The sequence below is a fragment of the Variovorax frigidus genome (genome assembly GCF_051216515.1).
In the GTDB taxonomy this organism is placed as follows: Bacteria; Pseudomonadota; Gammaproteobacteria; order Burkholderiales; family Burkholderiaceae_C; genus Variovorax.
In genome coordinates this window covers 1-25,354 of sequence record NZ_JBPJZF010000007.1, presented here as the reverse complement: position 1 = coordinate 25,354, position 25,354 = coordinate 1, and the positions used below count along the sequence as shown (strand labels likewise).

General features: G+C 69.7%; 20 protein-coding genes. 14 read left to right on the top strand and 6 right to left on the bottom strand.

Annotated elements, in window-relative coordinates; translation table 11 throughout:
* The first annotated feature begins 240 nt into the window (after positions 1-240).
* From ACSFBC_RS20855 to ACSFBC_RS20815, 9 genes are all read left to right on the top strand, one after another.
* On the top strand, positions 241-1,896 hold the full coding sequence (locus ACSFBC_RS20855) for a ShlB/FhaC/HecB family hemolysin secretion/activation protein (RefSeq protein WP_435512274.1): 1,656 nt from the start codon (positions 241-243) through the stop codon (positions 1,894-1,896).
* A gap of 64 nt (positions 1,897-1,960) precedes the next feature.
* Positions 1,961-3,826, top strand: a complete 1,866-nt coding sequence (locus ACSFBC_RS20850) for a DUF2341 domain-containing protein (RefSeq protein WP_435512273.1) — start codon at positions 1,961-1,963, stop codon at positions 3,824-3,826.
* Between the two features lie 15 nt (positions 3,827-3,841).
* Positions 3,842-4,252 (top strand): ExbD/TolR family protein, encoded by a 411-nt coding sequence (locus tag ACSFBC_RS20845; RefSeq protein ID WP_435512272.1) that lies wholly within the window; start codon positions 3,842-3,844, stop codon positions 4,250-4,252.
* A 10-nt stretch (positions 4,253-4,262) separates the two neighbouring features.
* Positions 4,263-4,991, top strand: a complete 729-nt coding sequence (locus ACSFBC_RS20840; RefSeq protein ID WP_435512271.1) for an energy transducer TonB — start codon at positions 4,263-4,265, stop codon at positions 4,989-4,991.
* Positions 4,992-5,041: 50 nt separating this feature from the next.
* Positions 5,042-6,802 carry a putative porin gene (locus ACSFBC_RS20835; RefSeq protein ID WP_435512270.1) on the top strand — a complete coding sequence of 587 codons (1,761 nt, stop codon included), beginning with the start codon at positions 5,042-5,044 and terminating at the stop codon, positions 6,800-6,802.
* A gap of 10 nt (positions 6,803-6,812) precedes the next feature.
* On the top strand, positions 6,813-7,565 hold the full coding sequence (locus ACSFBC_RS20830) for a hypothetical protein (RefSeq protein WP_435512269.1): 753 nt from the start codon (positions 6,813-6,815) through the stop codon (positions 7,563-7,565).
* A gap of 197 nt (positions 7,566-7,762) precedes the next feature.
* Positions 7,763-8,704 carry a peptidylprolyl isomerase gene (locus ACSFBC_RS20825; RefSeq protein WP_435512268.1) on the top strand — a complete coding sequence of 314 codons (942 nt, stop codon included), beginning with the start codon at positions 7,763-7,765 and terminating at the stop codon, positions 8,702-8,704.
* Between the two features lie 40 nt (positions 8,705-8,744).
* Positions 8,745-9,269 (top strand): YbjN domain-containing protein, encoded by a 525-nt coding sequence (locus ACSFBC_RS20820; protein WP_435512267.1) that lies wholly within the window; start codon positions 8,745-8,747, stop codon positions 9,267-9,269.
* Between the two features lie 5 nt (positions 9,270-9,274).
* Entirely contained in the window at positions 9,275-9,523 is a 249-nt protein-coding gene (locus ACSFBC_RS20815; RefSeq protein ID WP_435512266.1) for a hypothetical protein, read from the top strand.
* Between the two features lie 4 nt (positions 9,524-9,527).
* On the opposite strand, the gene ACSFBC_RS20810 is transcribed toward ACSFBC_RS20815, so the two are convergent.
* Complete coding sequence (locus ACSFBC_RS20810; RefSeq protein WP_435512265.1) at positions 9,528-10,124, bottom strand: chemotaxis protein CheB; 597 nt, start codon at positions 10,122-10,124, stop codon at positions 9,528-9,530.
* Positions 10,125-10,389: 265 nt separating this feature from the next.
* On the opposite strand from ACSFBC_RS20810, the gene ACSFBC_RS20805 reads away from it, so the two are divergent.
* The 3 genes from ACSFBC_RS20805 to ACSFBC_RS20795 all read left to right on the top strand — a co-directional run bounded on the left by ACSFBC_RS20805 (position 10,390) and on the right by ACSFBC_RS20795 (position 12,662).
* Positions 10,390-11,067: a secretin and TonB N-terminal domain-containing protein gene (locus ACSFBC_RS20805; protein ID WP_435512264.1), complete on the top strand. Its 678-nt coding sequence runs from the start codon at positions 10,390-10,392 to the stop codon at positions 11,065-11,067.
* Entirely contained in the window at positions 11,064-11,570 is a 507-nt protein-coding gene (locus ACSFBC_RS20800) for an RNA polymerase sigma factor (RefSeq protein ID WP_435512263.1), read from the top strand. Before ACSFBC_RS20805 ends, ACSFBC_RS20800 begins: the two co-directional genes overlap by 4 nt.
* A 102-nt stretch (positions 11,571-11,672) precedes the next feature.
* Positions 11,673-12,662 carry a FecR family protein gene (locus ACSFBC_RS20795; protein WP_435512262.1) on the top strand — a complete coding sequence of 330 codons (990 nt, stop codon included), beginning with the start codon at positions 11,673-11,675 and terminating at the stop codon, positions 12,660-12,662.
* Between the two features lie 5 nt (positions 12,663-12,667).
* Here the strand turns inward: ACSFBC_RS20795 and chrA are convergent, their stop codons facing one another.
* The 5 genes from chrA to ACSFBC_RS20770 form a co-directional block, all read right to left on the bottom strand.
* A complete protein-coding gene (gene chrA / locus ACSFBC_RS20790; protein ID WP_435512261.1) occupies positions 12,668-14,053 on the bottom strand; it encodes a chromate efflux transporter in 1,386 nt (461 codons plus the stop codon).
* Between the two features lie 109 nt (positions 14,054-14,162).
* Entirely contained in the window at positions 14,163-15,215 is a 1,053-nt protein-coding gene (locus ACSFBC_RS20785; protein ID WP_435512260.1) for a porin, read from the bottom strand.
* Between the two features lie 89 nt (positions 15,216-15,304).
* A complete protein-coding gene (locus tag ACSFBC_RS20780) occupies positions 15,305-15,958 on the bottom strand; it encodes an aspartate/glutamate racemase family protein (protein WP_435512259.1) in 654 nt (217 codons plus the stop codon).
* Positions 15,959-15,982: 24 nt separating this feature from the next.
* Complete coding sequence (locus tag ACSFBC_RS20775; RefSeq protein ID WP_435512258.1) at positions 15,983-17,416, bottom strand: MFS transporter; 1,434 nt, start codon at positions 17,414-17,416, stop codon at positions 15,983-15,985.
* A 183-nt stretch (positions 17,417-17,599) separates the two neighbouring features.
* Positions 17,600-18,487, bottom strand: coding sequence for a MurR/RpiR family transcriptional regulator (locus tag ACSFBC_RS20770; protein WP_435512257.1), 888 nt, complete (start codon positions 18,485-18,487; stop codon positions 17,600-17,602).
* Positions 18,488-18,853: 366 nt separating this feature from the next.
* On the opposite strand from ACSFBC_RS20770, the gene ACSFBC_RS20765 reads away from it, so the two are divergent.
* On the top strand, positions 18,854-19,963 hold the full coding sequence (locus tag ACSFBC_RS20765) for a PDDEXK nuclease domain-containing protein (RefSeq protein WP_435512256.1): 1,110 nt from the start codon (positions 18,854-18,856) through the stop codon (positions 19,961-19,963).
* Between the two features lie 552 nt (positions 19,964-20,515).
* Positions 20,516-25,354, top strand: a 4,839-nt coding sequence (locus tag ACSFBC_RS20760) for a two-partner secretion domain-containing protein (RefSeq protein ID WP_435512255.1), incomplete at its 3' end; no start/stop codon positions are given.

Below are 25,354 nucleotides of genomic sequence, written 5' to 3'. Positions count from 1 at the left end.
GCGATCTCCCCAGCCATGTGAGGAAGGCGGCCGCCACCAGGGGCCGCCTTTCTTTTTTGATGAAGTTTTCGTGACAAACGACAGTCGCCGCGCCTCCGTTGCGTCTATGTATCCGTACGCAACTGCGACATGAAGGACTTCCATCATGGGATGTCCCCGACCGTGCGCCGTGCTTCACCTTTCCTGCGCGGTGCCCCCGAGGCGTCGCATTGCATCCCTTTTGAAGAGCGAGTTGGACCCATGCATGAACTGAAAGAGAACAGGCCGCCGGTGCGCTGGAAAGCGGTGTGCCTGGCCGTCCTGAGCCTGACGGCGCACGCCGCCGCGACCGCGCAGACGCCGGTGCCGGCGGCCGCGCCCGCCGTGGCCGATACAGCCCCTGCCGCAGCAGCCGAGCAGCCCCAGCGCAAGGTCGACGTCGTCGAGTACATCGTGCGCGGCAACACCGCGCTCGACGTGCGCGAGATCGAGCAGGCCGTCACGCCCTTCCTCGGCCCCGAGCGCACGATGAAGGACATCGAGGCGGCGCGCGACGCGCTGCTGGCCGTCTACCAGGCCAAGGGCTTCCAGTCGGTCTACGTCGACCTGCCCGAGCAGCAGGTGACCGAGGGCATCGTGTTCCTGCAGGTCAATGAAACCCGCGTGGGCCGCGTGCGCGTGATCGGCTCCGAGTACACCTCGCCGGTCGACGTGCGCGACCAGGTGCCCGCGCTGCGCGAAGGCCAGGTGCCCGACTTCAACCTGGCCCAGACCCAGCTCACCGCGCTCAACCGCGGCGGCAAGCGCCAGGTGATGCCGCTGGTCAAGCAGGGCGCGATGCCCGGCACCATGGACGTCGACCTCAAGGTGGAAGACGAGAGCCCGTGGCGGGCCAGCCTGGGCCTGAACAACGACTACAGCGCCGACACGCGCAAGCTGCGCGCCACCGCCTCGATCGGCCACGACAACCTCTGGCAGATGGGTCACAGCGCCTCGCTGAGCTTCTTCGGCGCGCCGCAGGACCTGGACCAGACGCAGGTGATCTCTGCTTCGTACAGCGCGCCGATTCCCGGCACCGCGTGGGCGATCGAAGCCTCGGCCTACAAGTCCGACAGCGCGGTCGCCACGGTCGGCGGCACCAACGTGCTGGGCAAGGGCCATTCGATCGGCTTCAAGGCCACCTACACCGTGCCCAACGCCGGCGACTGGTGGCACACGCTGAGCGTGGGCGTCGACTTCAAGGACAACAAGGAAGCGCTGATGCTGGGCACGACCGGCGACACCGTGCCGCTCAAGTACGCCCCCATCACGCTCGGCTACAACGGCTTCCTGCAGGCCGAGCGCAGCCAGGTCGGCCTGGGCCTGTCGCTGGTGGCGGGCACGCGCAGCGCCTTCGGCTACGGCAGCGACTGGCAGGCCTTCGACTACAAGCGCTACAAGTCCTCGCCCAGCTTCATGGTGCTCAAGGGCGACCTGAACGGCAGCTACACGCTGGCCGGCGATTCGCAGATCGGCTTCCGCCTGTCGGGCCAGCTCAGCGATTCGCCGCTGGTGTCGAGCGAGCAGATCGCGGCCGGCGGCATGAACTCGGTGCGCGGCTACCTGTCGGCCGAGAGCACCGGCGACATCGGCCTGGTCGGTTCGCTCGAATGGCGCACCAAGCCGCTGGACTGGCTCGGGTCCACCGTCGAGAACTGGCGCCTCTACACCTTCGCCGACGCGGGCCGGCTGCGCCTCAAGAACCCGCTGCCCGAACAGCAGGACGGCTTCACGCTGGCCTCGGTCGGCTTCGGCACCACCTTCCGCGTCGCCGAGCGCCTCAACGGCCGCGTCGACGTCGGCTACCCGCTCAAGAAGGGTGCGCGCACCGAGAAGCACGACACCCGCATCAATTTCAGCCTGACGGCCAGCTACTGACCGTCAGCGGTACGACCCCTCGATCTTTCATCGTCATTCCTACGAGCTTCCGGAGAACTCTGTCATGCGACGCACACTATTTGTTCTGCTCACCCTGTTGAGCACGCTTCTGCCGGGCCTGGCGCACGCCTGGTGGCAGCCCGACTGGGCCTACCGCAAGCCCCTCACCGTCGACGGCGGCCCGCAGGCCGGCGCGATCGGCGGCGACGCCGGCCGCACCCCGGTGCTGGTGCGTCTGCACACCGGCAACTTCAGCTTCCAGGGCGTGAACGAGACCGGCGCCGACCTGCGCTTCGTCGCCGGTGACGACAAGACGGTGCTCAACCACCAGATCGAACAGTTCGACCCGCTGCTGGGCATGGCGCTGATCTGGGTCGACGTGCCCGCGGTCGGCGCGGGTGCGCCGCAGAAGCTGTGGATGTACTACGGCAACCCCAAGGCCCCGGCCTCGGGCAACGGCCAGCGCACCTACGACCCCGACTACACGCTGGTCTATCACTTCGCCGAAGCCAACGTGCCGCCGCGCGACACCACCGCCTACGGCAACCATGGCCAGAGCGCCGTGGTCAGCCTCGACGGCACCGTGATCGGCAAGGGCGCACAGCTCGGCCGCGACGCACTGATGCTGCCGGCCTCGCCTTCGCTGGCGCAGAAGGCCGGCGCACCGTTCACCTTCTCGGCCTGGATCAAGCCCGAGCAGCTCGGTGCCCAGCAGGTGGTCTATGCGCGCCGCGACGGCGCCAATGAACTCGTGATCGGCGTCGACCAGGGCGTGCCCTTCGTGCGCATCAACGGCCAGCGCAGCGCGCCCGGCCAGCCGATCCAGGCCGGCCAGTGGGCCTCCCTGGCGCTCAAGTCCGACGGCCAGAACGCCACGCTGTTCGTGGGTGGCCGTCCGACCGTCTCGCTCGCCGCGCCGACGCCGGCACTCGCCAGCGCCGCCTCGATCGGTGCCGACGCCGCCGCGACCGCAACGCCGGCCGGCCAGGCCGCCGTGCCTTCGCTGGCCGCCTTCACCGGCGCGATCGACGAAGTGCGCCTGTCGAAGGTCGCGCGCCCCGACGCCCTGCTGCTGGCCGATGCCGTGTCGCAAGGTGCCGAATCGCGTCTGGCCGTCTTCGGTGCCGACGAGCAACAGGCCGGCAAGAGCCACTTCGGCTTCATCCTCGCGGCCATGCCGCTGGACGCCTGGATCGTCGTCGCGCTGCTGGGCCTGATGATGGTGCTGTCGTGGGCCATCATGATCGGCAAGGGCCGCAGCTACGGTGCCGCCTCGCGCGCCAACACCGCCTTCATCGGCCTGTTCCGCGAAACCGCCGGTGCCCCGCTCGACCGCCTGGCCGTGAGCAATGCCGTGTCCGAGCAGGTCAAGACCGACTCGTCGCTGTGGCGCCTGTACGAAGTGGCCATCGACGAGATGCGCCGCCGCCATGACCGCGGCTACGACCTGAGCGCGGTGTCGGCCTCGACCATCGGCGCGATCCGCGCTGCGATGGACGGCGTGATGGTGCGCGAGAACGAGCGCATGTCCAAGCGCATGAACTGGCTCTCGACCACCATCGAAGGCGCACCCTACGTCGGCCTGTTCGGCACCGTGATCGGGATCATGCTGGTGTTCGTCGTGGCGGCCATGGCCGGCGCGGTGGACATCAACTCGGTCGCTCCCGGCATGGCCGCGGCGCTGCTGTGTACCGCTGCCGGCCTGGGCGTCGCGATCCCCGCGCTGTTCGGCTACAACTGGCTCGCATCGCGCTCCGACGCCATCGGCGCCGACATGGCGGTGTTCGTCGACGAGTTCGTCACGCGCCTGGCCGAAGAGCAGGGCGAAGGCCGCTCGCTGCCGCAGTCCGCACCGGCGCGCGCCGCACGCCGTGCCGGCACCGACGCCGACGCCGGCTGGACCTCCGCACCCGGCCACGTGGCTGCCTGAGGCCGAGAGAACACCATGGCCAACCCTGCCAAGTTCGGCACCAAGAAGCGCACCGGCGGCATCAACATCACGCCCTTCGTCGATGTGCTGCTGGTGGTGCTGGTGATCTTCATCCTGACCAGCAACGCGAGCATCCCGGGCATCAAGGTCGACCTGCCGAAAGCCAGTTCCTCGATCGCGCTCGAGAAGCCCAAGACGAAGGCCATCACGGTCGACAACGCGGGCCAGCTGTTCCTCGACGCCTACCCGGTCACGCTGGCCGAACTCGAGGAGCGCCTGCGCACCGAGAAGGCCCTGTCGCCGGACTTCCCGGTCATCGTGCGCGGCGACGCGGCGGTGCAGTACGCCAAGGTGGTCGAGGTGCTCGACCTGCTGCGCCGCATCGAGCTCAACCAGGTCGGCCTGGTGACCGGCAAGCCGAGCTGAGGACGGGCCCGTGAACCTTGCCCATCCAACCAGCCCGGGGCGGCCGGCGTCGAAGGACGCGGTCGGCCTGTGGCGTCGCTGGGGCGGATTCGTCATCGGTGCGGTGGTGCTGGCGCTGCTGGCGGCGCTGGTCTGGTACCTGCTGTCCGACACGGCGAGCCAGAAGCGCCAGGTGGCCGATGCGCCGATGCTGATGCTGCCGCCGCCCCCTCCGCCGCCGCCCGAGCCCGAGAAGCTGCCCGAGCCTGAACCCGAGAAGGTCAAGCCCGACGTGGTCGAGCCCGAGCCGACGCCGATCGACAACAAGGAGCCGCCCAAGGACGACGCGCCGCCCAGCCCGTCGCAGGACGTTGGCGACCCGGTGACCATCGACGGCGCGGCGCAGGCCGGCACCGACGCCTTCGGCATCGCGGCCGGACGCGGCGGCGGCATGACCGGCGGCGGCGGTGGCGGCGGCCTGGGCAGCGGCTCCTACGGGCGCTACGTGGCCAATGCACTGCAGCAGGCCCTGTCGCGCGATCCGCGCACCCGCCAGCTGACCTTCGACGACATCCAGATCGACCTGTGGCTCGACGCGGCCGGCAAGACCACGCGTGTGCAACTGGTGAAGAGCACCGGCAACGCGCAGTCCGATGAGGCCGTGCTCGCCATGGCCCGCGAGATGACCCGCATCGACGAGAGCCCGCCGGCTTCCGCGCGCTTCCCGATGCGCGTGTCCATGAAGGGGCGCCGGCCTTGATCGAGGCCTCCGGCATCCCTGTCCATTCCATTCATTTCTAGAGCAATCCGATGAACCAATCCAAGACTCTCCGACGCAGCGCGCAGTCGCTGGCGGCGGCCTCCGCCCTCGCGCTGCTGGGCGCGATGGGCACCGCAGCCCATGCGCAGACCGCGGCCGCACCGGTGGGCGACAGCGCCATGGTGCGGCTGGTCCGCGGCCTGATGCAAAGCGGCACGCTGAGCAAGGACGTGGGCGAAGCGCTGCTGGCGCAGGCCCAGACCGAAGCCATGGCCGCGCAGCAGCTGCAGCGCCAGGCCGCAGCCGCCGCACCGGCAGCTGTCGCCGGCAGCGGCCTGCGCGTCGAGCCGGGCGACGTGCGCGTGCCCTACATCTCGCAAACCGTGCGCGACCAGATCCGCGACGAGGTCAAGGGCCAGGTCATGGCGCAGGCCAAGTCCGAAGGCTGGGCCGCGCCCAACGAGACGCCGGAGTGGAGCAAGCGCATCCGGGTCGAAGGCGACGTGCGCGTGCGCAACGAGTCGCGCAGCTACTCGGGCGGCAACAGCAACATCGAGATCAACTGGCCGGCCTTCAACGAAGGCAGCGGCTTCGACGTCAACAACAACACCAACCTCGCGCTGCCCTCGCTGCTCAACACGCGCCAGGACCGGCGCAACCTGTTCCGCGCGCGGGCCCGCCTGGGCATCTTCGCGGACATCAGCGACCAGACCAAGGCCGGCATCCGGCTGGCCTCGGGCAGCGACGGCAGCCCGGTGTCGACCACCCAGACGCTGGGCGGCGGTCTCGCCAAGAAGAACGTCTGGCTCGACCAGATGTGGATGTCGTACCAGCCCATGGAATGGCTCACCGTCACCGGCGGGCGCTTCGGCAACCCCTTCGTCTCGACCGACACGCTGTTCTCGGGCGACCTGAACTTCGACGGCATCGCCGCGCAGTTCGACAAGACGCTGGCCAACAAGGACATCTCGGTGTTCGGCACGCTGGGCCTGATTCCGCTCGAGTACTCGTCGGACAGCTTTCCCAGCCGCCAGCAGGACAAGATGAGCAGCGAGAACAAGTGGCTGCTCGGCGCACAGGCCGGCGCGCGCTGGAAGCTCGACAGCGTCAACAGCCTGCGCGGTGCGATCGCCTACTACGACTTCAAGAACACCGAAGGCAAGGTCTCGTCGCCCTGCGCGCTGTATGCGGGCGCCGACAGCTGCAGCACCGACTGGGCACGCCCGGCCTTCATGCAGAAGGGCAACACGCTCATGCTGTTGCGCGACATCGCGCTCAACCCGCTGGACCCGGGCAACACGCCGCAGCCGCAGTACGTGGGCCTGGCTTCCCAGTTCCAGCTGGTCGACCTGAACTTCCGCTGGGACACCCGCGTCGCCGGCAACGCGCTGCGCCTGGACGCCAACTTCATCCGCAACATGGCCTACGACAAGACCGAGATGTTCGCGCGCGCACGCGGCGGCATCATCAACAACTTCGGCGGCACGGGCGCCACCACCGAGGCGGACTTCCAGAGCGGCGGCAGCGCCTACAGCCTGCAGGCCACCTACGGCAAACCCAGCCCCGCCGTGCGCGGCGACTGGAACGTGCTGGCCGGCTACAAGCGCATCGAACCCGACGCGCTGCCCGACGGCTTCAACGACTCGACCTTCCACCAGGGCGGCACCAACGCCAAGGGCTACTTCCTCGGCGCCTCCTACGCGATCGACAAGAACGCCTGGTTCACCGGCCGCTGGTCGGCGACCAAGCAGGTCTTCGGCGCGCCGCTGGCGATCGACACGCTGCAGCTCGAATTCAATGCACGGTTCTAAGGAGCGGCGCGTGAACACCCCATCGAATCGATCGCGCGCTCTTGCGCCGCGCTGGAAGCCACTGGCCTTCAGCCTGGCCGCCGCGCTGGCCTGCGGTGCCGCCCTGGCGCAGACGCCACCGGCACAGGGCATGGAAGAGCGGCTGCGCGCGCAGCTGCGCATCACCACCTCGCAGTTGCAGCAGGCGCAGAACGAGCTGGCGCAGCTCAAGTCCGGCAACGCGCCGGCGGCGCCTGCCGCTGCCGCACCGGCGCCGGCCGCCGAAGTCGCCGAACTGAAGAAGGCGCTGGCCCGGGCCGAGTCGCAGCTCGGTGCCGAGCGCCAGGGCCGTGCGCAGGCCGCCGAAGGCGGTCAGCAACTCAAGGCCCAGGCCCAGGCTGCGACCGAACGCGCCACCGCGCAGGTCGCGCAGTACCGCAACGCCTACGACGAGCTGCTGAAGATGGCGCGCGCTTCGGAGACCGAGCGCCAGCGCCTGGCGGCCGAGACGACGCTGCAGCGCACCGCGGTCACGCAATGCGAGGCCAAGAACACGCAGCTCTATGCGGTGGGCCAGGAGATCCTGCGCGCCTACGAGACCGTGGACCTGGGCAGCGTGCTCGCGTCGCGTCAGCCCTTCGCCGCGCAGAGCCGCGTGAAGTACGAGCAGATCGCGCAGCAGTACGGCGACAAGCTCTACGAAGGCCGCTTCGATGCGCGCAGCGTGAGCATGCCGGCCGCCCCCCCTGCCGTCGGGGCACCGGCGCCCGCCGCGGCGCAGTGAGACGCCCCATGGTCCGCCGCCTGATCGCCATGCCGGCGCCGAACCTCCTGCTGCTCGGTCGCGAGTGCTTCGTCATGTTGCAGGGAAGCCGTGACGAACGCCGCAGCCTGCAGGAGGAAGCTGCGGCAATGCCTGCGATGCGTGACGCGCGGCGGCCCCTGGTGCTTGTTGAAAACGCAGTGAAAGAGATCCACCGAATGAAGAAGCAATTTGCGGTCCGCATGCCCTCGCTGCGCGCCGCGGCCGGCGTGCTGCTGGCCTCGTGCCTCGGCGCGGCCACGGCGCAGACCCCGCCGCAGGCCGCCCCATCGAATCCCGTGGTGGCCAGCCTGGGCGCGGTGACGGTCGGCCGGGCCGACGTCGAGCGCCTGCTCCAGGGCCTGCCCGAAGCCGAACGCACGGCGCTCAAGGACAACCGCGGTGCGCTCGACAACTGGCTGCGCCAGCGGCTCGCGAGCGAAGCGCTGCTGCGCGAAGCCCGCGCCAAGGGCTGGGCCGAGCGGCCCGAGGTCAAGGCGCGCATCGATGCTGCGGTCGACGAGATCACGCAGCGCATCGTGGCCACGAGCTACCTCGAGTCGCTGGCCCAGGTGCCCGCGGGCTTCCCGTCGGACGCCGAAGTGAACACCGCCTACGAACAGGGCAAGGGCGGCTTCGCATTGCCCGCGCTCTACCGCGTGGCGCAGATCTACCTGGCCGCACCGGCCGGGGATGCGGCCGCGCAGGCCAAGGTTCGCGACGAGGCGCGCAAGCTCGCCACGCAGGCGCGCAGCGGCGACTTCGCGAGCCTGGCACGCAGCCGCTCCGACGACAAACGCAGCGCCGAACGCGGCGGCGAGGTCGGCGCGTTGCCGCTGGCCCAGCTGCTGCCCGAGGTGCGCACGGCGGTGGGCAAGCTCAAGGTCGGCGAGGTCAGTGAGGCCGTGGCGTCCGATGCCGGCTTCCACATCGTCAAGCTGCTCGAGACCCAGCCGGCCCGCACGGCCACGCTGCAGGAAATGAAGCCGCAGCTGCAGGCCGCGTTGCGCCAGCAACGCCAGCAGCAGCTCGTGCAGGCGCACATGGCCGGCCTCGCGCCGGCCGCCAACGTGAAGATCGACGGCGCGGCGCTCGATGCGGCACTGCGGCAGATCAATTGATTCCACACCCTCTTTTCAACGCATTCCGGAGACCCCACCCATGACCGAGAAATCGACCCCTATTGCCGCCGAAACCGCTGCCGTCGCCCCCGCGCTGCTCCAGAGCCTCAATGCCACTGTCGTGACCGACGCCATCCAGGCGGCCGGCTGTGCCGTCACCGCCGTCGAGCAGGATGGCGTGGTGCGCCTGCACAGCGCGAGCCACGGCATCGGCTTCCAGGTGCTGTGGGGCAACCCCATCGCCGCTGGCGAGTTCGCCGACCTCACGCTGAGCTGCCCGCTGCGCGTGCAGGGCGGCACGCTGCCCGAGGGCGTGCTCTCGTCGTGGCACCGCAGCAAGCGCTTCGCGCGCGTGGCGCAGCATGGCGACTTCGTGGTGCTCGAGATGGACGTGGTGGCCGCCGGCGGCGTGACCCCGGCCCATCTGGCGCTCACGCTCAACCTGTGGACCCAGATGATGGGTCAGTTCTTCCTGCACCTGCGCAACTACAAGGCGGCTTCGGAGGCCGAAGGCGAGGCCCGTGCCGACGCGCCGGCCGCCGTGGAAGCGCCCGTCGAGGCGTGAGCCCCATGCGCCTCGCTGCCGGCGTGGTCGGGCCTCTGTCCGACGAGCCCTCGCTGCACGATACGAGCGGACCCGACTCGCCCGCGAAGCGCGCGTTGCGGGCCGCCACGCAGCAGGCCCAGCGTGCCCAGCGTGCCGAGGCGGCCAGGGTGCGCCAGCGCGCGGCGCTGCTCGAACTCATGGTCCAGACCATGGCCGAACTGCACATCTCGATGGCGGAGCTCAACGAGGCTCGGCGCCACTGGCGCGGTTAGGGGCCTACAGCGCCACGGTGCGTCGGCTCGCGCGCTGCGCCCGATGCGCGACGAGCCGCTGGATCAGCGGGCCGAGTTCCTCCGCGAGCGGCACATGGTCGGGGCTGTCGTTGAGCAGTCCCGACGTGGGCATGCCGGGTTCCTGTGCGTCGCTGGGGCTCTGGACGATGCTGATGCCGCCGGCGCCCTTGATGGCGATCAGGCCGTCGGTGCCGTCGTTTCCTCTGCCGCTCAGCACGACGCCGATGACCTGCCGGCCGAAGACGCCGGCCGCACTCTTGAACAGGCGGTCGGCTGCCGGGCGGTGGTGTCGGACCCTCGGCCCGTCGTCCAGATGCACATGGCCGGCCGCGTCGAAGACCAGATGCCGATCGGGTGGTGCCAGGTAGACGTGGCCGCGTCTCAAGCCCTCGCCGTCATCGGCATAGGAAACATCCAGCGGCGTCGCTTTCATCAAGGCGGCGGGCAGCGATTTGGGATGGCGTTCGTCGGGATGCAGCACCACGACGACGGGCGCGGGGAAATTGCTGGGCAGTGCAGCAACCAGGCGCTTCAGCACATCGAATGCACCTGCGGCTCCACCGATGACGACCACGTCCATGGGCAGCTCCTGTGGCCAGGTCCGCCCGCTTGCCGAAATGGCAGGCGCATGGCGCGAAATGCACCGCGGCCCGGAATGTGAAAGAGAAGTTACATCGTTGCACGCGCATCGCCTGTAGGGCAAAACCCGCCTTCGAGGTACCGATGCCGCGCGACTTCCGGGGCCTTCGTCACGCGCCGGTCAAATTGCACGGGCAGCATGCGCTGCGAGACGAGCCGTGCCTTTTCGCGGCGCTCCTTCTGCACCGCATGACCTCCCACCGTCCATGGCAACCCCGGCTCCGCTCGCCTGCGCGCTCGCATTGGCGATCGGCATGAGCCTGGCGCAGGCCGGAATGGCCGCCCCGCCGCGGCCGGCAGCGGCGCATGCGGCGGGCATGGCCTTCGACCTGCCGGCCCAGCCTTTGGCGGAAGCGCTCGAAACCTTCGGCGCGCTGACGGGGTGGTCGGGCTTCTACCAGGCCGACAAGGTCGCGGGCCTGCGTGCACCGGCCCTGGCCGGCCACTACCCGCCCGAGGCCGCTTTGCGCCTGCTGCTGCAGGGCTCGGGCCTGGCGCTGCATTTCACCGCGCCCGGGGCCTTCGTGCTCGAACCGGGGGGCGAGCGGGCCGAGGCCTCCGGTGCCGTGGCGCCGGCCCTGCGCGATCCCGTCTACGACGGCCTGCTGCAGTCCCGCGTGCGCGAGATCTTCTGCCGCGACGCGCGCACCGCGCCCGACGGCTGGCGCGTGGCGCTGAGCTTCCACGTCGACGGCGAGGGCCGCATCGCGCGCCCGACGCTGCTCGACACCACCGGCGATGCCGCGCGCGACGGCGCCATCCTGCAGGCCCTGCGCGAGGTGCGCGTGGGCCGCCCGCCGCCCGCGCGCAACGCGGCCGAGCCCTTCGTCATGCTGATCGTGCCGCGCGCCCTGGCGGCCGGCCGCGACTGCGAGGCCCGATGAGCGAGACCGGATTGGGCGCGTTGCGCGACTTCATGCTGGGCCGCTACGAGGAGCTCAAGCGCCGGCTGACGTTGCAGCTGGGCAGCGCCGACCTGGCCGGCGATGCGCTGCAGGACACCTGGCTGCGGCTCGAGGGCGGCGCCGAATCGGCCGCACCCGTGCAGTACCCGCTGAGCTACCTGATGCGCATGGCGACCAACGCCGCGCTCGACCGGCTGCGCACCGAAGGCCGCTTCCTCGGGGGCGCGGAGGTGGAGCAGATCTTCGACAGCCTGAGCGACCCCGCACCCGGCCCCGCGCAGACCGCGGAGGCCCGCTCCGAGGCCCAGCGCCTGGCGGCCGTGCTCGACGAGATGCCGCCGCGGCGCCGCCGCATCCTGATCCTGATCCGCGTCGACGAGATGCCGCGCCAGGAAGTCGCGCGGCGCCTGGGCGTGTCGGTGAGCCTGGTCGACCGCGAACTGCGCCGCGCCCACGAGCATGTGATGGAGCGCATGCGATGACGCGGCACCGCGGGTGTGCAGTTTCGGCGCGCGAGAACCGTCTTCTGTACATGCGCCCCGTGTTCCCTGCCTTTTTCGCCCGTGCGTGCGACGGAGGTCCCGATGCGCGCGGCTGACCCGCACCCGCGTTCGGCCGCGCTCGATGCCCAGGCGCAGGCCTGGGTGCGCCGGCTCGCATCGGGCGCGGCCAAGCCACGCGATGCGCGTGCATTGAAGCGTTGGTGCGAAACCAGCGAGGCGCATGCCCAGGCCTTCCGCAAGGCCCACGGCCAGTGGCGCGCGCTGCGGCCCGCGGCCGTGCTGGCCGGCCAGCACGACCCCGAACTCGCGCGGCTGCGCGCCGCCTCGGCGTCGTCGATGCCCACGCCCGTGCTGTCGCGGCGCCGGATGCTGGGCGGTGCGATGGCGTTCGCGGTCACCGGCATCGGCGTCGCGCTGGTCGTCAAGCCGCCGCTCGCGCTGTGGCCGTCGGTGGAGGCCCTGCGGGCCGACATCCGCACCGGCGTCGGCGAGCAGCGCCGGCTGGCGCTGGCGCCGTCGGTCACGGTCGACCTCAACACCCGCAGCAGCCTGGGCGTGCGCGCCGCCGGCATCGAGCTGATCGACGGCGAGGTGTCGGTCGATGCCGCCCGCGCCGCGCAGCCCTTCACCGTGAGCGCCGACCAGGGCCGAGCCTGGGCCACCGACGGCCGCTTCGAAATGCGCCGGCGGGCCGACGGCTCCTGCGTCGTGACCTGCCTCGACGGCCGCGTGCAGGTGGCGGCCGGCGGGCGCGAGGCGACGCTCCGGCCTTCGCAGCAGATCACCTACGACAGTCACGCCCTGGGCGCGCCACGGCAGATCGACGCGGCGGCGCTGTCGCCCTGGCGCGAGGGCGTGCTGAGCTTTCGCAACACCGCGTTGAACGAGGTGGTGGCGGAGATCAACCGCTACCGGCCGGGCCGCGTGCTGCTGCTGGCGCGCGCGCTGGGCGACAAGCCCGTCAGCGGGCGCTTCGTGATCGCGGACCTGGACAAGGCGCTGGTGCAGATCCAGCGGCTGTTCCGGTTGGAACGCACGGCCTTGCCTGGCGGGATCGTGCTGCTGGGCTGAGGGCTTCAGCGCATCGCCGGGAGGAGCAGGGTGACCGCCAATCCCACGGCCGCACATCCGCCGAGCAGCGGCAGCACGCCGACCTTGAAGCGGAACAGGGCAATGGCCGCAGCCACGGCGATCGCTGCCGAGACGGCGTCGAAGTGGCCGCCGAAACCTTGGGGCCACAGCACGTGTTGGGCGAAGAAGAACGCCAGATTCAGGATCACGCCGACCACGGCCGCGGTGATGGCCGAGAGGGGCGCCGTGAACCCCAGCTGGCCGTGCGTGGCCTCGATGGCCGGCCCGCCGGCCAGGATGAAGACGAAGGACGGCAGGAAGGTGAAGAAGGTCACCACGGTGGCGGCCAGGGCACCCGCCAGGAACAGCGCGTCCGGCCCCAGCACCTGCTTCAGCCAGCCGCCCACGAAGCCCACGAACGCCACCACCATGATCAACGGGCCCGGCGTGGTCTCTCCCAATGCCAGTCCGTCGATCATCTGCGCGCCCGAAAGCCAGTGATGGTGCTCGACCGCCCCCTGGTACACGTAAGGCAGCACCGCATAGGCGCCGCCGAAGGTCAGCAGCGCCGCCTTGGTGAAGAACCAGCCCATCTGCGTGAGCGTGCCGTCCACGCCCTGGACCGCGACGAGCGCGCCCATGGCCAGCAGCCAGAGGCCCGCGCCGATGCCCAGCACCTTGACCAGGTGCGTGCGCGAGAAACGTGCATGGGGCGGCGTGGGCGTGTCGTCGTCGATCCATGCCGGGCCGTAGTGCGCCGGGACGCGGCCGTGGCCGCCGCCGGGCGAGAACACCGCGGGCGCCCATCGCGCGCCCAAGTGGCCGAGCACGCCGGCCGCCAGCACGATCGCCGGAAACGGCGTGTCGAACGCGAAGATCGCGACGAATGCGGCCGCGGCGATGCCCCACATCCATCGGTTCTTCAACGTGCGGCTGCCGATGCGATGCGCCGCGTGCAGCACCAGTGCGGTGACCGCCGGCTTGATGCCGTAGAAGATGCCGGAGACCACGGGCACGTCGCCGAAGCGAAGGTAGACCCACGACAGCGCGATCAGGATGAACAGCGATGGCAGGACGAACAGTGCGCCGGCGGCGATGCCACCGCGCGTCCGGTGCATCAGCCAGCCGATGTAGGTGGCCAGTTGCTGTGCCTCGGGGCCGGGCAGCAGCATGCAGAAGTTCAGCGCATGCAGGAAGCGCTTCTCGCTGATCCAGCGCCGACGCTCGACCAGTTCGGCGTGCATGATCGCGATCTGCCCGGCGGGGCCACCGAAGCTGATGAAACCCAGCTTCAGCCAGAAGCGCAGGGCCTCGGCAAAGGTGATGGGCTCGAGGGGGGCGGAAGAGGCCGCAGGCGCTGAGGGCGGGGCAGAGGGCGATGCAGTGTCCACGGACGGCTCCGAAGGGTCTCCAGCGCTTGGACGGGACACCGTCTTGCTTTGCAGGCCGGGAGGCTGTTTTCCCGGCGGAGGCATCGTAGCAGCCTGGTGTGAACAGTCCCTAGAACGCGTGCCGCAGGCCGACGCTGTAGACGTTCTGATCGTAGCCCGCCGCGCCGAGCCCGTAGAGGCGCTGGCTCGCCGTGCCCTCGTTCTGCAGCCGCACCAGGTTGGCGATCAACGTGGTGCGCTTCGACAGGAAGTACTCCGCGCCCAGCCGCACGAAGGCGCTGTCGTTCGGCGTGCCCTTCTGGTCGCGCGCGACGTAGTCGAGTGTCAGGTTCAGTGCGAGCTTCGGCGGCGTCCAGACCAGCCCGATGTCGTAGGCCGCGACCTTCGGCGTGCCGATGGCCGCGTCGGGCGTGCTGGTCGCGTAGCCGCCATGCAGGCGCCAGCTGCCCGTGGCGCCGGGCTGGAACAGGTAGCTCGCGCCGACCGTTGCCAACCGGGTCGCGCGGCCTTGCGCGTCGTGCTGGACGCGCCAGGTCGCACCCGCCTCGAACGGGCCGCCGGCCGCGTAGTTGGCGGCCAGTTCCGACACGTGGCCGGTCGTGCCCTCGCCGAGTGCGTAGAGCCCGCGCAGCGTCACGCCGCCCCAGTTCGGCGACACGTACTTGACCGAGTTGGGGAGCGTTTCGCTGAGGCCTGCGAACTCGGCGAACTGGAAGGCGGCGTAGCCGCCGAAGATGAAGTAGCGCCCGAGGATGTCGTCTTCGAGATCCCAGTGCCGGCCCAGCGTCAGTGTGCCGAAGCCGCCCCGGAGCCCCACGTAGCTGCTGCGGTTGAAGAAGGCCGTGGCGTTGGACGGGTTGCCTGTGTCGAGCGAATAGCCCGTCTCCAGGTTGAACACAGCGGAGAGCCCGCCGCCCAGGTCCTCGGTGCCGATGAAGCCCAGGCGCGAGGCCGTCACCTTGCTGTTCTCCAGGCGGGTGGTGCGGCCGAGGCTCGTGCCCTCGCGCACGTTGGTGACATGGACCAGTTCGGTCGCGGCGATGCCGTACAGCGTGACCGACGACGTGCCGCCGGGCGGCAGGCCGCGCGAGGACTGGGCCTGGACCGACAGTGCCAGCAGCAGGAGCGCCGCAGCGCAAGGGAGCCTGTGAAGGAAGTTCATGGTGTGGGTTCGTGAATGAAGAAGAAAAAAGGAGGACGTGCGCATCCGCACGGCCCGTGCGGGCCGCGATAGAACAGAGGAGCTGGAAGCTAGGCCTGCAGCGCCGCGGCCGCCATGCGCATGGCCGCTGCGACCGGCGAGATCACGGGCACGGCAAAGCGGCCGGCGATGCGTTCGGCACTCTCGGACAGCGGGCCGCCGCCGATCACCACCGCTTGCGCGCCGTCCTGCTGGATCGCGAGCGCGACCGCATCGGCCAGGTAGGCGTCCTGCAATGCGGGGTCGGCGGCCAGTGCCAGCGGATCGCCAGGCGGAATCCGGCAGCCGGTGAAGCAGTGGGTGAGCCCGAGCCGCTCGACCGCCGCGGTGATCGCCGGGCCCAGGTCGGGTGTGGTCGTCGCAATGCCGAAGCGGCGCCCGCCCGCAGCGCCTTCGCGCATCGAGGCCTCGCCGATGCCGAAGACCGGAATCGCCACGCTGCCTCGGAGCGCCTCCAGGCCGGGGTCGCCGTAGGCCGCGACCACGATCGCGCCGACCTCGGCGGCGCGCCGCCGGCCGATCGCGAGCACCTCCGCCACCGAGACCGCGAGGTCCTCGACGGTGGTGATCATCTTCGCGCCGCGCGCGGCGGTCTCGCTCTCGAGCGCGAAGGTCTGCGGCAAGGCCTGGCGCGCGAGGCGGTGCATCATCGCGGTCGTCTCGCGCGAGGTGTTCGGGTTGATCAGCAGAACGATGGGTTTCATGGGCGGTCCGGTGCCGGGCGAGGCTTATCGGGAGGTCGTGGGCAGCGCGGGCGCATCGTCGTCGCCGCCCTCGATGGATCGGCCGAAGGTCTCGGGCGCGAATTGCACCGCGACCGCGAAGATCGCATACATCACGGCGATCATCCCGAACATGCCGGCCACACCGTGCAGGTCGAACATCTTCCCCGCCGCCAGCTGGGACAACGCGCCGCCGACCGTGCCGAGCGCCAGCAGGAAGGACACGCCCAGGCCGCGCATGCGCGTGGGGTAGAGCTCGGGTGCATAGATCCAGATGGAGGTGTTCAGGGTGAGCACGCAGAACTGGAACAGCGCGCCGAAGATCAGCACGAAGGCCACGCTGCCGGTCAGGTTGCCGAAAGCCAGGCCCGCGAGGCAGGCCGCGATGGCGCCGAAGGTCAGCACGCGCTTGCGCGGCAGGTTGTAGCCGAGCACCGAAGCGGCGATCGCGCCGAGCAGGCTGCCGCTCTGCATCACGATGGTGAAGGCGAAGCTCTTGGTGATCGAGTAGCCCTGCGCCACCAGGATGGTGGGCATCAGCGTCAGCACGGACAACTGGGCACCGAAGGTCATCCACGAGGCGATGCCGACGGCGATGGTCCGGCGCGCATAGACGCCGCTGAAGATGTCGCCGATGCGCGTGGCCCTGCGCTGTGGCGCGGTCGATTCGGCATCGGCCGTGATGTATTCATGGAAGGGGTAGCTGCCGTTGGCGAGTTGGCCCGCGGCCAGCATCGACAGCACCTGGTTGGCCTCCTTCACCTTGCCCTGCGAGAGCAGGAAGCGCGGTGTCTCGGGAATGAAGCGTCGGTAGAACACGATGAAGATGGCCGGCAGCACCAGGCAGCCGAAGAGCCAGCGCCAGGCGTTGTCGCCCGGGAAGATCGCGAACACGCCGAGTGCGAAGGCGGGCGCGAGCATGTTGCCCAGCCCGCCACCGCCGACGTTGATCAGCCCCACCGCCGTGCCCCGAAAGCGTGCCGAACAGAACTCCGCCAGCATGGTGACCGCCGTCGTGATCTCGCCGCCCAGCCCCAGTCCCACGATGAAGCGTCCGATCGACAGCACGGTGTAGTTCGGTGCGGTGGCGCAAAGGATCGCACCGAAGGTGAACAGCGCCAGGTTCACGTTGAGCATGAAGCGCCGGCCCTTCCGGTCGGCGAAGTAACCCGAGCCCAACCGGCCCATCGCCGCCGCGATGAAGGTGATGGTGTTGAGGAAGCCGATGTCGGTGGCGCTCAGTCCCCACTGCTGGCGCAGCAGCGGGCCCACCAGGCCCACGGCGTTCTGCTCGAACACATCGAACAGCACACCGCAGACCACCAGAAAGATGATGCTCTTGTGCGACCGCGTCACGCCCATGCCGTCCAGCGCCGTCTCGAGTTGGCGCATCTGGGCGGTTTGTGGTGCGGACGAAGAAACGATTGCTTCTCCAGCCATGAAAACTCCTCGGTCTTGTACGTTTGGAAGAGGCGCTCTCATCGGAACGCCCGGCATTGGTGCCTCCATCGGGTCACCCGTGAGTGAAACGCAGATTTCGTGCCAGAGTTTCAATGAAAACTGGTTTTCATGAAAACGCGTAGAAACCCGCGTCCGGCGTTGGCGACCGGTGGCCTCGGGAGATCAGGACGCGGGGTGGCGGGACGCGGCTTCGGCGCGCAACTCGGCGAAGGTCTGGTGCGCCGCTTCGACGCCGGACAGGCGTTTGCGGCCCGCCGCGCCGGCCTGTTCCATGACGCGCGTTGCCAGCACATCGCACAGCAGCATCAGCGCCACGTGGTTGTCGAGCGGTCCGGGCGCCGCCGAGTGGCAGCGGATCACCCAGCGCGCATTCACATGGGTGCGCGAGAGCTGGTCGGTGACGTACAGCACCTTGGCGCCCGCCGCCGTGGCGCTGCTCGCGAACTGGGCCGCGACCGCCGGGCTGCGCCGCAGCGCGAACACGACGAGCACATCCTTGTCGCCCATGTCCATCGCGTACTCGCCCAGGGTCTCGCCCGCACCGGGAATCACCTGCGTGCGCGGCAGCAGTTGCGCGAGCTGCCAGCGCAGGTAGCTCGCGAAGCTGCGGTTGCTCCGGTAGCCGAGGAACCACACGCTGCGTGCCTTGGCGATGGCCTGGGCGATCTCGTCCACCGTGGACTCGGCGATGTGGCCGAAGGTGGCGGCGATGTTCTGCTGCGCGAGCCGGATGTGGGCCTCGATGGAGCCCTCGGGCGCGCCCGGCCGCAGCGAATCGAGGAACAGCGGCGAGCCCTCCGAGCGCTCTTCCCGCGCATGGCGCCGAGCGCTCTCGTAGCTGTCGTAGCCCAGGCGCCGGATGAAGCGCGTCATGGTCGCGTTCGACACCTTCACCAGCGCGGCCAGCTCGGAGGCGTTGTAGCTCGCGAGGTCGCCGGGGAAGTCCAGGATGAACTCGCCCAGGCGCCGCTCGCTCGGCGGCAGTGCGTCCAGCATGTGGCGGATCTGGGCGAGGAAGGAGGTGGCTGGGGGAGAGGGCGGGGTGGTCATGGGCGGGCGGGGGGCTCGCTTGATCTTATGTCGGAGCCCGTGGGGTGAAGGCCCGGCGACGGATGGCTTGTCGCCGTCGGCGTGCTGTGCCCGGTCCAAGGCGGCGCCGGTGGGGGCGATGCAAAGAGCACCTTGGCCACCTTTGGGAGCTCCGATCCCTCCGGTCCTCACCTGGTCGCGGAATGCGCAGTTCCCAGGTGCGAGACATTTCCGGAAATGCACCGGGCAATAGCCAAGCAAGAGGTGTCCGATGTCAAGAGGATGCTTGACGGCGCGTAAGTCATCGAGCAGCGTGTGGTGTTCCCGGCCATCGAGAAGGAAGCCGGGGGGACCGTTGGGTGTACTAACGATAAAGGGGGCCTGTGAATGAAGAAGAAGGTGACGGCTGGCAAAAGGACGCTTGCGACGGTGTCGCAAGAATCGAGCGGTGAGGCTGGCGCCAATGCGCGGATGGAGGCAGCCTTCGCCGACGTGGTGCGCCTGATCGAACAAGCCCGCCAGCGGGCCTATCAGGCGGTCAACACCGAATTGGTCGGCCTGTACTGGCGAATCGGCGAATACATCAGTGGCAAGCTCGCCGAAGCCGAGTGGGGCGAGGGGGTGGTGGACAACTTGGCGTTGCACCTGGCGCGCACCCTGCCTGGGCAGCGCGGCTTCACGCGCCGCAACCTGTTTCGGATGCGGCAGTTCTTTGAAACCTATCGGGGCGACGAAAAAGTGACAGCACTGCTGACACAACTGCCCTGGACCCACAACCTCATCATCCTGACCCAGGCCAAACGGGCTGAAGAACGCGAGTTCTATCTGCGGATGGCTTCGCAGCAGCGCTGGGGCAGCCGCGAACTGGAGCGGCAGTTTCGCCTGGGGGCCTTCGCGCAGGCCGTGCTGACCCCACCCAAAGTCTCGGCAGCGCTGACACAAGTTCACGGCGAGGCTGTCTCGGCCGCGTTCAAGGATGCCTATTCGGTCGAGTTCCTGAACCTGCCCGCAGGTCATACCGAAGCCGATCTTCATCGTGGCCTGCTGGCTGAGCTGCGCAACTTCCTGAGCGAGCTGGGCCGCGATTTCTGCTTCGTCGGCTCGGAGTTTCCGCTGCAGGTGGGCGGCAGGGATTTCGCGCTCGACCTGTTGTTCTTCCACCGTGGTCTGAATTGCTTGGTGGCCATCGAGCTGAAGGTGGAGCGTTTCGAGCCCGAGCATCTGGGCAAGCTCAATTTCTACCTTGAAGCGCTGGACCGCGACGCGAAGAAGTCCCATGAGAACCCGGCCATCGGCCTGCTGCTGTGCGCCAGCAAGGACAGCGAGGTGGTGGAATACGCGCTGAGCCGCACGCTCTCGCCTGCCCTGGTGGCGCAGTACCAGACGCAGTTGCCCGACAAGGAGATGCTGGCGGCGAAGCTGCATGAGTTCTATGCGTTGAGTGCGCCGGAAGTGGTGACACCGAACGCGGGCAAGAAGAAGGGAGGCGCGGCGTGATCAGGAAACTCGAGCCTCCTGCGACGTACCCGTATTCGAGCCTTCCCTGGCTTGGGCCGGTGGTCAAGCGTTGGCACCGGTACTGGAACGGCTGAGCAGCTTCCTCGAGGGGTTCAACGCGCAGTTGAAGCATGACGAAGATCACATCGGCCCAGGCCAACCGTTACGGGCCGATCGGGCATTCGGCATCCGCCGCGAGGCCCGCGGAATCTGTCGCTACACCGTCGGTCGTCGCAAACACCTGGGCCGCGGTCGGACTGCGGAGGCGGTTTCGGCTGCAGATGAACAGGGCGTGAAGCGTGGCAGGCCTGCATTCTGCATGCCGCAGGCAGACGACCCCTTCGGAATGCAGGCGTGTCCATGTGCTTCCCGTGTCTTTGCATGACGGTCCCGTGACATGCGTTTTTCGAGCGCAGATTCGTACAGCTTTCCAGCGCGGCATCCGTCTAAGGACAAGGCCACCCGTCGCATGCGCGGCGTGATGGCCACGATCTTCGTCCATTCGTTCGCCCTCGAAAGAAATCTGTCATGTTGTCCCGTCATCCTGCCCCGATGAAGCCAGCCACCACTGTTCCTGCACGCCTCGATCGACGCGTGCGGCGGATGAAGCCGCTGGTGCGTGCGCTCACAGTGATGCTCGCCGCGGGCGGCGCGATGCATGCGGCCCATGCGCAGCGGGCTTTCAGCCCGGCGTGGATGGCGCAGAAGAACGTGACCCAGAACACGGTGGCGGCGACGGGGCGGCTGGCCAACGGCCAGCCGGTGTCGATGCTCACCAACCCGCAGGCGCAGCAGCAGCAGGCCAATGCGCAGCTCGCGCGCTCGATCGACAACCTCCATCTCGCGGCGCGCGGCATCGCGGCGCAGCAGGCGGCGCAGGCTGCCGCCCGCGCGGCGGCGCTCGCGGCCGGTGGCGGCGTGCCCGACGGCCTGGCCGAAGGCGGTTTGAAGGTCGACACGCACAGCCTCACGGCCGGGTGGGCCAACGCCCAGGCACCGGTGCAGACCGTGGCCGACGGCAAGACCACGGTGGCGATCCAGCAGACCGCGGACAAGGCGATCCTGAACTGGGAGAGCTTCAACGTCGGCAGGAACACGACGGTCGATTTCAGGCAGCAGGCCGATTGGGCCGTGCTCAACCGCGTCAACGACCCGAGCGCACGCCCCTCGCAAATCCAGGGGCAGATCAAGGGCGACGGCACGGTGCTGGTGGTCAACCGCAACGGCATCGTGTTCAGCGGAACGAGCCAGGTCGACACGCGCAACCTGGTGGCCGCTGCAGCGCACCTCGACGACGCGGGCTTCAAGGCCAACGGCGTCTACGCCGCGGGCAACACGCCCAACTTCAAGGACGCGCTGGGCAAGGTCGAGGTGCAGGCCGGTGCGCGCATCGCGACCCCCGTGCCCAAGACGGCCACGCAGGGCGGCGGCTATGTGCTGCTGATGGGCGGCGAGGTCAGCAATGCGGGAGCCATCACCACCCCCGGCGGCCAGGCGCTGCTGGCGGCGGGCGACAGCTTCACGATCCGCAAGGGCGTGGGCACCGACGGCAACCAGGCCTCGACCACGCGCGGCAATGAAGCGCTCGTGACGCTGAACGCCGGCAGCACCGCCGGCAAGGTGGTCAACACCGGGTTGATCGCGGCGACCACGGGCGACGTCACGCTCGCGGGCCGCGAGGTGCACCAGGACGGCGTCGTGCTGTCCAGCACCACGGTCAACACGCGCGGCACGGTGCATCTCAACGCGCTCGGCACCCGCGGCGCCGTGACCCTGGGCGCGGGCAGCACCACCGCCATCCTGCTCGACACCAGTGGCGCCTCGGCGCTCGACAGCCAGCGCGCGGGCCTGGTGACGCCGGCCGTGGACCCGGGCGGCAACCTCATCAATGCCGGCAACGACCGTCGCGACCTCTCGCGCGTGGAGATCACCAGCGGCGGCACGGTCGACTTCCAGAGCGATTCACTCACGCTGGCCACGGGCGGCCAGGTGGCGGTGCAGGCGGCCGGGCGCAGCCTGGTGCGCGACGGCGCGGTGATCGACGTCGCGGGCGCGGTGGGCGTGCAGCTCACGATGGAGAGCAACAACGTCAAGATCAACGTGCAGGGCAACGAGCAGCGCGATGCGCCGGTCAACCGTGACGGCAAGGCGCTCAACAGCAACGACGTGTGGATCGACCGCCGCAGCCTGGTGTTCGTGCCCAAGGGCACCAACGGCTACGAGAGCGACCGCTGGTACACGGCCGGCGGATTGCTCGAAGTCGGCGGCTACCTGGGCACCCAAGGGCACACGGTCGGCGAATGGATGGCGCAGGGCGGCGTGGTCAACTTCGGCGGTGGCGAACTCGTCACGCAGGCGGGTTCGACCATCAACCTGTCGGGCGGCACGCTGGACGTGCAGACCGGCAAGCTCAACCAGAGCTGGCTCAAGGGGGCCGACGGCCGCCTGTACGAGCTGAACAAGGCGCCGGGCGACCTGCGCTACACGGGGCTCTACAAGGGCTTCGAGGATCTCCACGAACGCTGGGGCGACACGGCCACCGAGTATTTCCACAGCCCGTTGATCGCAGCGCGCCAGCGCCTCGAGAACGGCTACACCGTGGGCCGCGATGCCGGCCTGTTGGTGGTCGGGACGAAGAGCGCGGTGATCGAGGGTGACATTTTGGGCGACACCTTCCAGGGTGTGCGCCAGACGCAGGCGCCGAATGCGGCGCTCGACGGCTACAACCAGTCGCAGAATGCGGCGGCGCGTGGCGGGCAGCTGGTGGTCGGCAGCTACGCCGCGCTTTACGACAAGAGCACCGGCCTGATGCACCGCCGGCTCGACACCGCGGGCGTGAAGGACGTGGTGCTCGGCGACACGGCTGAACGTATCGCCGCCGGCCTCGACCTCACGGCGGCCTTGCCGGCCGCGCGCCAGGACACGCTCTACCTGGACACCACGCTGCTCAACGGCTTCGCGATGGGCGCGGTGCGCATCGCGGCCACGCACTCGATCACGGTGGACTCGGCGCTGACGCTGGGCAACGGCGGCGACATCACGCTCTACGGCCCCAAGGTCGAGGTGAACGCGGACCTCACGGCGCACGGCGGCCGCATCCGCTTGGGCGACACGCTCACGCAGGCCAGCACCAACTACCTTGCCGACACCACCCGCATCCTGACGCCCGCAGACACGCGTGCAGGCGTGGCGGTCGCCAGCGGTGCGGCGCTGGACACGCGCGGCCTGTGGAGCAACCTGTGGCTCGACGCGGCCGACACGCACGCCATGGCGTGGCGCAACGGCGGCAGCGTGTCGATCCGCAGCAGCGGCGACGTGCGGCTGGCCGAGGGCAGCGTGGTCGACGTGTCCTCGGGCGCGGCGCTGCTGGCCAACGGCAAGGCGCAGCAGGGCGGCAAGGGCGGCGACATCCGGCTGCAGGCGAATGCCGAGACCGGCGGCCGCGAGGGCGTGCTGGCGATCGACGGCGTGCTGCGCGGCGGCGGCACCACGGGCGGCGGCACGCTGAGCCTGGAGACGGGCCGCATCCGCATCGGCGAGGGCGCCATGCCCGCTGCGGAGCCCGGCACGCTGGTGCTGGCCGGCCACTTCTTCGACAAGGGTTTCAGCCGCTACGAACTGATCGGCGACCGCGGCCTCGTGGTGGCCGAGGGCACGCAGGTCGAGGTGACGATGCCGGTGTTGCGCGTGACGCCTGAAGCCAAGAACGTCGCGACCGGCGCCGACGCCGGCCAGGCGCTGCAGGTCTGGACGCCGCCGCTCTACACCGAGGATGCCGCCAAGGGCGTGCTCAAGCAGCGCGCGGGCGCGAGCCTGAGCCTGCAGGCGGGCACGGCGCAGACCCTGGCGGCCGACCTGTCGAAGGTGTCGATGTCGATCGGCCAGGGCGCCCAGATCACGGTCGATGCGGGCCAATCGATCCAGGTGCTGAGCGTCGGCCAGCTCACGCTGCAAGGCGGGCTGGAGGCGCACGGCGGCAGCATCTCGCTCAAGAATCTCGACCTCACGCGGATCGAGCAGGAGCGCGCCGTGGACGTGGCGCACAGCCGCTCGATCTGGATCGGCGAACAGGCAGTGATCGACGTGTCGGCCACGCCCGCAACCGCGCTCGACGCGCAGGGCCGGCGCTACGGCCTGGTGCGCGACGGCGGCAGCATCGTGATCGGCGGCGAGATCAAGGAAAGCGACGGTTCGGCCACGGCCGCCAACGGCTTCATCGTCGTGCGCGAAGGTGCACTGCTCGATGCCTCGGGCACCGCGGCGGTGCTCGACATGGGCGATGCCGGCCCGGTCGCGGTCGCGAGCCGCGGGGGGCGCATTGCGCTGGCCTCGAACAACGGCCTCTACCTGGATGGCGAACTGCGCGCCCGGGCGGGCGGCGCGGGCGCGGCCGGCGGCACGCTGCAGGTCGCGCTGGAATCGCCCGAGGTGCGCATCAGTTCCGGCCCGGCGCAGTACACGCTGGCCGAGAACGCGGTGCGCAGCTACCGCGACCTGGTGATCGGCGGTCAGCAGGGCCCGTCGGACCTGCCGGCCGGGCTGGCCCCCGGCGCGGCCGATGCGGCGCTGGTCTACGGCCACGGCCGGCTGGGCGTGGACACCCTCGCGCAGGGCGGCTTCGACAACCTCGCGCTGTACACCGGGGGCGGCATCAGCCTGGAAGACAACGCCAGCTTGCGGCTCGGCCAGAGCCTGTCGGTCTATGGCCCGCTCAGGCTGGCCGCCGGCGCGCGCAACGATGCGCGCATCACGCTCGAAGCCCCCTACGTGCGGCTGGCCGGCATCACGCAGGGTTCGTCGCAGGACACGACCCGCGGGCGCTTTGTCGTCGGCGGCACGGGCGACGGGCTGACTTCCGAAGCGCAGCTGGAGGTGCGCGCCGGCCTCGTCGACGTGCGTTCGCTGTACGTGATGAGCAGCGTCCACGGCAGCGTCCCGCTGTCGCCGGAGGCCGGCAATCCGAACCCGCCGACCGGTCCCTTGATCGAGCGGCGTGGTTTCGACCATGTCACGCTCGCCAGCGAAGGCGACCTGCGCTTCCTCTCCGACAAGCCGGCCACCGTGACGGGCGCGGCGACCACCGGCCTCTCCACCTCGGGCGACCTCACGCTGCGCGCTGCGCAGATCTATCCGGCCACCGGCGTCTCGGCCTCGGTCCAGGCGGGTGTGTTGAGCGACGGCACCTATGCGCCCGACCGCGTGCTGCGCATCGAAGGCAACGGCCAGGCCGCGCCGGCGGTGCCCTACGCGGTCTTCGGCCGCCTGGCGCTGGGGGCCGCGGTGATCGAGCAAGGCGGCGTGCTGCGCGTGCCGCTGGGCAACCTGCTGGTCGGCGACCGCAACACGACGCGCGTCGATTTCCTGCCGGGCAGCCTGACCTCGGTCAGCGGC

Bases quoted from the DNA above. Each gene is read 5' to 3' on its own strand.
- ACSFBC_RS20855 (WP_435512274.1), top strand. From the start codon at position 241: ATGCATGAACTGAAAGAGAACAGGCCGCCGGTGCGCTGGAAAGCGGTG.
- ACSFBC_RS20850 (WP_435512273.1), top strand. From the start codon at position 1,961: ATGCGACGCACACTATTTGTTCTGCTCACCCTGTTGAGCACGCTTCTG.
- ACSFBC_RS20845 (WP_435512272.1), top strand. From the start codon at position 3,842: ATGGCCAACCCTGCCAAGTTCGGCACCAAGAAGCGCACCGGCGGCATC.
- ACSFBC_RS20835 (WP_435512270.1), top strand. From the start codon at position 5,042: ATGAACCAATCCAAGACTCTCCGACGCAGCGCGCAGTCGCTGGCGGCG.
- ACSFBC_RS20825 (WP_435512268.1), top strand. From the start codon at position 7,763: ATGAAGAAGCAATTTGCGGTCCGCATGCCCTCGCTGCGCGCCGCGGCC.
- ACSFBC_RS20820 (WP_435512267.1), top strand. From the start codon at position 8,745: ATGACCGAGAAATCGACCCCTATTGCCGCCGAAACCGCTGCCGTCGCC.
- ACSFBC_RS20815 (WP_435512266.1), top strand. From the start codon at position 9,275: ATGCGCCTCGCTGCCGGCGTGGTCGGGCCTCTGTCCGACGAGCCCTCG.
- ACSFBC_RS20810 (WP_435512265.1), bottom strand. From the start codon at position 10,124: ATGGACGTGGTCGTCATCGGTGGAGCCGCAGGTGCATTCGATGTGCTG.
- ACSFBC_RS20805 (WP_435512264.1), top strand. From the start codon at position 10,390: ATGGCAACCCCGGCTCCGCTCGCCTGCGCGCTCGCATTGGCGATCGGC.
- ACSFBC_RS20800 (WP_435512263.1), top strand. From the start codon at position 11,064: ATGAGCGAGACCGGATTGGGCGCGTTGCGCGACTTCATGCTGGGCCGC.
- ACSFBC_RS20795 (WP_435512262.1), top strand. From the start codon at position 11,673: ATGCGCGCGGCTGACCCGCACCCGCGTTCGGCCGCGCTCGATGCCCAG.
- ACSFBC_RS20785 (WP_435512260.1), bottom strand. From the start codon at position 15,215: ATGAACTTCCTTCACAGGCTCCCTTGCGCTGCGGCGCTCCTGCTGCTG.
- ACSFBC_RS20780 (WP_435512259.1), bottom strand. From the start codon at position 15,958: ATGAAACCCATCGTTCTGCTGATCAACCCGAACACCTCGCGCGAGACG.
- ACSFBC_RS20775 (WP_435512258.1), bottom strand. From the start codon at position 17,416: ATGGCTGGAGAAGCAATCGTTTCTTCGTCCGCACCACAAACCGCCCAG.
- ACSFBC_RS20770 (WP_435512257.1), bottom strand. From the start codon at position 18,487: ATGACCACCCCGCCCTCTCCCCCAGCCACCTCCTTCCTCGCCCAGATC.
- ACSFBC_RS20765 (WP_435512256.1), top strand. From the start codon at position 18,854: ATGAAGAAGAAGGTGACGGCTGGCAAAAGGACGCTTGCGACGGTGTCG.